This is a genomic window from Microbacterium sp. (assembly GCF_031178525.1).
In the GTDB taxonomy this organism is placed as follows: Bacteria; Actinomycetota; Actinomycetes; order Actinomycetales; family Microbacteriaceae; genus Microbacterium.
The window spans coordinates 1-6970 of sequence record NZ_JAPSJA010000133.1 but is presented as its reverse complement, the minus strand read 5'-3'; the positions used below and the strand labels follow the sequence as shown (position 1 = coordinate 6970).

Below are 6970 nucleotides of genomic sequence, written 5' to 3'. Positions count from 1 at the left end.
GGTCGGCCAGCGCGAAGGCGATGTAGCCCGCGAGGGCCGGGACGAGGAAGCTCATGGAGATGTTGCCGATCGCGAACGCCACGGCGCCGAGGTACTGCAGCAGGCCGCCCTCGGGCAGGTTCCACAGAGCGTTCTCGACCGCGATCGTGCTCGCGACCTCGTTGATCTGGTACCCGCCCAGCAGGAAGCCGAGCGCCATCAGCAGACCACCGCCCGCGACGAACGGGATCATGTACGACACACCCGTCAGCAGTACGCGCTTGATCCGGGCGCCGAGGGACTCCTCGGCCTTGCCGGCACCTTCGGTCGCCTCCGACGCGGTGCCGGACACGCGCTCGGCCGCGGGGTCCTCGGCGGCGCGAGCGGCGAGAGCGAGGAGCTCGGGCGCGCGCTCGATGCCGGCCTTCACCGGACGCCGCACGACGGGCTTGCCGGCGAACCGCTGCGGCTCGCGCACGTCGACGTCGACCGCGAACACGACCGCATCGGCCGCCGCGATCACGGCCGGGTCGATCGCCTGGTAGCCGCTCGACCCCTGCGGCTCGACGTGGAAGTCGACGCCCGCCTTCTTGGCGGCGGCCGTCAGCGCGTCGGCGGCCATGTACGTGTGCGCGATGCCCGTCGCGCACGCCGTCACGGCGACGATGCGGGCGGGCCGCCCCTCGACCTGGAGCGCGCCGTCCGCCGCGGCGGAGGGTACGGGCGAGGCGGCCGGAGCGGACACCGGCGCGGCGTCGGCGGGAGCAGTGCCGGCGGGCGCCGGCGTCTCGGCAGGCTCCTCCTCGATCGCGCGACGCACGATGCCGACCGCCTCCTCTGCATCCTGCGCCCCGCGGAGCGCGGCGAGGAAGTCCTCGTCCATCAGGCTGCGCGCGAGCTTGGACAGCACCGCGAGGTGCTCCTCCGCCGCGGTGTCGGGCGCCGCGATCATGAACACGATGTCGCTGGGCTCGTCCTCGGCTCCGAAGTCGATGCCGGGCTTCAGCCGCGCGAACGCCAGCGACGCCTGCGTCACGGCGGCGCTCTTGGCGTGCGGGATCGCGATGCCGCCCGGAAGGCCGGTCGCATCCTGCTCCTCGCGCTTCCACGCCGCGGCGAACAGCTGCTCGGCGTCGGTCGCGCGACCCTGCGCCACGAAGCGCGCGGACAGCGTGCGCAGCACGCTGTACTTGTCGGGGCCGAGGTCCTCGTCGAGGCTGACGAGCTGGGGGGTGATGGTGGACACGGTCTCCTCCTCTAGGGACGGATCAGGATCAGTCGAGTGCGCGCACCGGGACGATCCCGGTCGGCAGGTCTGCGGGAGTGGCGAGCCGGGTGCCGGGCAGCGCCGCGGTGCCGGAGCCATAGCGGATCGCGGAGCGCAGCCGGCCGGGGCCGTCCTCCCCCGCGACGGCGGCGAGCAGGTAGCCGGCGAGGGCGCTGTCGCCCGCCCCGACGGTGCTGCGCACGTCGGTCGGCGGCGGTGTCGCGAGCCACGCGCCGTCCGTGTCGACGAGCACGGCGCCGTCACCGCCGAGCGTGACGAGCGCGGTGCGGACCTGGGACGGCACGATCCGCTGCGCGACGCGATGAGCGGCCGCGGGATCATCCGCGATCTCGCGGCGCATGCTGCGGGTCGCGCGCGCCAGCTCCTTCGACTCGCCGGGTCGCACGCTGCGGTCGAGCAGGAGCGCCAGCTCGACGAGCTCCTCGTCGTTCGGCTTGATCAGGTCGATCGCGCCCGACAGCACGGCCTCGGCGAGCGCCGGACCAGAGGTGTCCACCGCGATCCGGGGCGGCCGATCGCATCGGGCACGCACCGCGAGCGCGACGTCGACGTAGAAGTCGGCGGGCACCCCGCGCGGCAGCGACCCGCTCAGCGCGAGCCAGTCCGCGCCGTCCGCGGCGGCGACGACCTCGTCGATCAGCGCGCGGGCCTCCTGCTCGCCGAGCACTGGCCCCGGCAGGTTGATCTTCGTCGTCTCGCCCTCGGGATCCGTGAGCGTCAGGTTCGCGCGCACGCGCCCGCCGATCGGAACCGTCCGCACGGGCAGGTCGCCGAGCAGCGGGCGGTACGGGTCGTCCTCGGCCAGCGGCAGCACGGCCGTGACCGTGGCTCCGGCCCCCGCCAGCACGCGCGCGACGTTCACGCCCTTGCCGCCGGGATCCTCCCGCACCGCGATCGCCTGTTGCACGTCCCCGGGCGACAGCGGGTCCGCCAGCTCGACGGTCCTGTCGAGCGCGGGGTTCATCGTGAGCGTGACGATCATGCGATCCACACCTCCACGTCGGCGGCGGTGAGCGCCTCGGCGAGCGCGTCGGTCGGCGCCTCGTCCGTCACGAGGACGTCGAGCTCGTCCAGTGCCGCGAACCTGCGCAGGGATTCGACCTCGAACTTCGTGTGATCGGCGAGCAGGATGACGCGGCGCGCCGCGTGCACGATGGCCCGCTTGACGTCGGCCTCCTCGGGATCGGGCGTGCTGGCCCCGAAGGCGGCCGACAGCCCGTTCGCACCGATGAACGCGACATCGGGCCGCAGCGCCTCGATCGCGGCGACGGCTCCCGCACCGACGGCGGCCCCGGTGATGCCGCGGATCCGGCCGCCGATCGTCGTCAGCTCGGTGTAGCCCGCGGCTGTGAGGCCCGCGGCGAGCACGACCGAGTGCGTCACGACGTGGACGTCGCCTCGGCCGGGAAGCTGCTCGGCGAGCGCCCCCGTGGTGCTGCCCGCGTCGAGCAGGACGGAGCCGGTGAACCCCCGACCGAGCCCGTCGAGGGCGCGCTTCGCGATGGCCGCCTTCGCGGCCCCGCCCCGGCGCATCCGCTCGCGCAGGTCGACTTCCGCGGCACTTCCCCGGTCGGGCGCGACGGCGCCGCCATGGACGCGCCGCAGTGCGCCGTGCTCCTCGAGCACCGCCAGGTCACGGCGCACGGTCTCGGTCGTGACCCCCAGCCGCTCGGCCAGCTCGGTCACGGACACCCGCGCCTCCTCGAGCAGCACCCGCTCGATCAGCTCCCTGCGCTCCGTCGCGTACATCACCCTCCTTCGGATGGCACGACGATACAACTGATTCCCACAGAAAACAACACAAACACAGATTTAGCATCGCCGAGGTTCGGCGCTTCGAGAGGAGATCCCGCTTCTCGAGGGCGGAACCGCGCAGGATCTCCTCCTGACGCCGGATCCCCTCGCAAGGGTCGGCCGAGGGAAACGTCGCGGCAAGAGAGAAGCGCCCCGCCGACCGGCAGGGCGCTTCTCGAAGGGCGGAGGCGGCGACAGACGCCGCCCCGGGCGATCAGCTGAGGCCGCTGTAGGCGTGCAGGCCCTCGAAGTACATGTTCACGATCGTGAAGTTGAAGATCACGGCGACGAAGCCCACGATCGACAGCCACGCCGAGCGCGTGCCGCGCCAGCCGCGCGTCGCGCGCGCGTGGATGTAGCCGGCGTAGAGCACCCAGATGATGAAGGTCCAGACTTCCTTGGTGTCGAAGCCCCAGTAGCGGCCCCACGCATCCTGGGCCCAGATCGACCCGGCGATCAGCGTGAACGTCCAGAAGATGAAGCCGATGATCGCGAAGCGATACGCCAGGCCCTCGAGCGCCTCGGCGGTGGGCAGCGTGCGCAGGAACGAGCGCTTGGGCGCCTCGGCGACGGCCCGTCGCTCGCGGCGCGCCTGCAGCAGCTGCAGCACCGACAGGCCGAACGCGAGCGCGAGGAACGCCGTCGCGAGCGACGCGACGAACACGTGCACGATGAGCCAGATCGACTTGAGCGGATCCATCAGCGGCACGATCTCGACGTGGAAGAGCGTCGCGCCGCCCATCAGCACCGTGACGAGACCCACCATGAAGGTGCCGAGGAACCGCAGGTCGCGCCAGAGCAGCACGCCCAGGTACACCGCCGTGATCAGCAGGGTGCCGGTCATGGCGAACTCGTACATGTTCGACCACGGCACGCGCCCGGCCGCGACGCCGCGCAGCACGGTGCCGCTCAGATGGAACAGGAATCCCAGCACCGTGAGCGACGTGCCGATGCGCCCCATCACGAGACGCGGCTTCTCGGTCGCCTCCTGCTGCGGCCCGCCGCTCAGGATGGTGCCGCGAGCCGATCCGCTCGCGGCCCCGATCAGCTCGCGCGCGGCGTCCTGACGCTCGAGCGAGAGCTGCGAGCGCTTGGCCAGGTCAAACGCGTACGCCATGAACGCGAGCGCGTAGATCACGATCGCCGTCCAGATCAGCAGCAGCGAGATCGAGTCGAGCGAGAGGGCGTCGGGATGCATGGGGGGATCCTACTTCTACAGGCTGTCGAGGTGCTTTGTGCGCAGCTGCTCGATCGCGGTCGCCAGGGTCGGGTCGTCCCCGCGGGCGAGCGCGGCGTACTCGAGCCGGACGCCGTCGTCGTCCGGCGTCGCCTTCACCCAGACGCGGCGTCGCGGCACGAACAGCGCCGTGAGCAGGCCCAGCACGGCGAGCACCGCGAACACGAGCACGAAGACCGCCGACTCGTCGCGGTGGGTCTGCAGCGATGCGAAGCGCTTGACCGACTCGGTCATGCCGACCGACGCGGGGTCGGCGCCCTCCGGCGTCTCGTCCTCGAACGTGACGGTGCCGAGCCCGTTCGGCAGATCGGCCGTCTCGCCGGGCGCGAGCTCGATCGAGTCGACGCCCGTGTCGCCGCCCGTGAGCTGCGTCATCCCGGTCGTGTCGAGCTCGTACACGCTGCGCGGCACGCCGCCGTCGATCCCGAGGTCGCCCGAATGCACGTTGAGCGTCAGCAGCGGGTCGAGCGTGTCGCCGTACACGGACGTCTTGGCGCCGTTGTCGAGCTCCCCCTGCGTCGGGTAGAAGAAGCCGATCATGCCGATCTGCTCGGGCAGGCCGTCGGCGATCTTCACGACGCCGAGCGACGTCATGTTGGTGTCCTGCGGCAGGAACGGCACGGCCTCGCTGAAGACCGTCGTGCCCTCCGCATCGCGCACCGTGATCGTCGGGGCGTAGCCGTTGCCGAGCAGGTAGATGCGCCCCCCGCCGACGCCGAGCGGATGGTTCACCCGCACGGTGCCCTGCGTCTCGGCGCCGTCCGGCTCGCGCACCGCGACGTTCGCCGCGAAGTCGCCGGCCTGCCCGGATCCGAGCGGCGCGGGCGGCTGGTAGGTGACATCGAACGACTCGAGGCGCATGGCGTAGGGCGACAGGGCGTCGTCGGCGACGAACCGGCCGCGGTTCATGGACGAGTAGTCCACGAGCGCGTTCACGACGGTCTGCCCCTCGACCACCACGCGCTGCCCCGTGTACGCGAAGCCGCCGCCGATGCCGACCGCGAGCAGCACGCCCACGAGGGACGCGTGGAACACGAGGTTGCCGGTCTCTCGCAGGTAGCCGCGCTCGGCCGACACCGAGAACGCACCGCGCGCGTCGTACCGCTCCACGCGGTATCCCGCCGCCTTCAGCTGCGCCTGAGCCATGTCGATCGCGTGCGCCGCGTGATCGGCGTCGCCGTCGATCCGCTGCTCGAGGTGGTCGTCCAGACGCGAGAGGCGCGCCGGCGTGCGCGGCGGCCGCGCCCGCAGCGCCTTCCAGTGGTGCTTCGTGCGGGGCAGGATGCAGCCGACGAGCGAGACGAACAGCAGGATGTAGATCGCCGAGAACCAGGCCGACATGTACACGTCGAACATCTGGATCGCGTCGAGGATCGGGAACAGCTCGGGGTTGTCGCGCTCCCACTGCGTCACGCCGTTCGGGTTCGCCATGCGCTGCGGGAAGATCGACCCCGGCACCGCGGCGATCGCGAGCAGCAGCAGCAGGACGAGCGCGGTGCGCATGCTCGTGAGCTGGCGCCACCCCCAGCGCAGCCAGCCGACGACGCCCAGCGCGGGCGAGCTGATGCCGCCGTCGCCGTCGACGTGGTCCGACGGCCGCAGCGGCTCGGAGCCGTCACGCTCGGTCGCGCGGGCGTCGGCGACCTGCTCAGAGGAGGGTCGGGACATTGGCGAACACCCCCTGCAGGCGCGACATGATCATGGTCCACACTCCGGTCACCATCAGCACGCCCAGGATGACCAGCAGCACGCCGCCGACGATGTTCACGATGCGCACGTGGCGGCGCAGGAGCGCGAGCGAGCGGGTCGCCCAGCCGAAGCCGAGCGCGACGAGCAGGAACGGGATGCCGAGGCCGAGCGAGTACGCCAGCCCGAGCAGCCCCGCGCGGGTCGCGTCGCCCTGCTGCCACGCGATGGCGAGGATCGCGCCGAGCGTCGGGCCGATGCACGGGGCCCAGCCGAGGCCCAGCGCGATGCCGAGCAGCGGCGCGCCGACGAGACCCAGGTCGCCGCGCAGCCGCAGCTTCGCCGTGCGCTGCGCGAAGCCGAAGAAGCCGATGAACACGAGCCCGAGCAGGATGATCAGCGCGCCGAGCACGCGCGTGATGAGGTCGCCGTACAGCAGCGAGAAGCGCGCCATGGCGCCGCCCGCCACGCCGCCCAGCACGATGATCGTGACGAACACGAGGGTGAATCCCGCGATGAACAGCAGCACGCCGCCGACCAGCCGCCCGCGTCCCGCGAGCGCACCGGATGCCGATCCTGACGCGTCCGCTCGCGCATCCCGCGGCGCGACGGAGCCGCTGAGGAAGCCGAGGTAGCCGGGCACGAGCGGCAGCACGCACGGCGACAGGAAGGACAGCAGGCCGGCCGCCAGCGCGATCGGTATCGCGGCCCAGAGGGCGCCGTCGAGGACGAGGGCGCCGGGATTCACGCGCGTTCCTCGAGCGTGTCCTTCACGAGCGTGGCGAGGATCGAGGGGCTGTCGATCGCGCCGATGATGCTCGCGGCGACGCGGCCCTGCTTGTCGAGCACGAGCGTGACGGGGGTCGCGCTGATCGGCGACACGGCGGCGAACGCGAGCTTGACGTCGCCGTCGTTCGCGTCGATCACGCTGGGGTAACTCACGCCCCACTTCTCGGCGAACGAGCGGGACTGATCCGCCTGGTCGA

The 6970-nt window shown here is 72.0% G+C and carries 7 protein-coding genes; all 7 read right to left on the bottom strand.

Annotation, left to right across the window (positions count from 1 at the left end):
* Positions 1–1225, bottom strand: a 1225-nt coding sequence (locus RIF89_RS09370; RefSeq protein ID WP_309068852.1) for a fructose PTS transporter subunit IIA, incomplete at its 3' end; no start/stop codon positions are given.
* A 28-nt stretch (positions 1226–1253) separates the two neighbouring features.
* Complete coding sequence (locus RIF89_RS09365) at positions 1254–2249, bottom strand: 1-phosphofructokinase family hexose kinase (protein ID WP_309068851.1); 996 nt, start codon at positions 2247–2249, stop codon at positions 1254–1256.
* Complete coding sequence (locus tag RIF89_RS09360) at positions 2246–3016, bottom strand: DeoR/GlpR family DNA-binding transcription regulator (protein WP_309068850.1); 771 nt, start codon at positions 3014–3016, stop codon at positions 2246–2248. The genes RIF89_RS09365 and RIF89_RS09360 overlap by 4 nt, the downstream gene beginning before the upstream one ends.
* Before the next feature lie 259 nt (positions 3017–3275).
* Positions 3276–4259: a c-type cytochrome biogenesis protein CcsB gene (gene ccsB / locus RIF89_RS09355; protein ID WP_309068849.1), complete on the bottom strand. Its 984-nt coding sequence runs from the start codon at positions 4257–4259 to the stop codon at positions 3276–3278.
* A gap of 15 nt (positions 4260–4274) precedes the next feature.
* On the bottom strand, positions 4275–5966 hold the full coding sequence (locus RIF89_RS09350) for a cytochrome c biogenesis protein ResB (protein WP_309068848.1): 1692 nt from the start codon (positions 5964–5966) through the stop codon (positions 4275–4277).
* Positions 5947–6732, bottom strand: coding sequence for a cytochrome c biogenesis protein CcdA (locus tag RIF89_RS09345; RefSeq protein WP_309068847.1), 786 nt, complete (start codon positions 6730–6732; stop codon positions 5947–5949). Before RIF89_RS09345 ends, RIF89_RS09350 begins: the two co-directional genes overlap by 20 nt.
* Positions 6729–6970, bottom strand: a 242-nt coding sequence (locus tag RIF89_RS09340) for a TlpA family protein disulfide reductase (RefSeq protein WP_375294460.1), incomplete at its 5' end; no start/stop codon positions are given. The genes RIF89_RS09340 and RIF89_RS09345, both read right to left, overlap by 4 nt.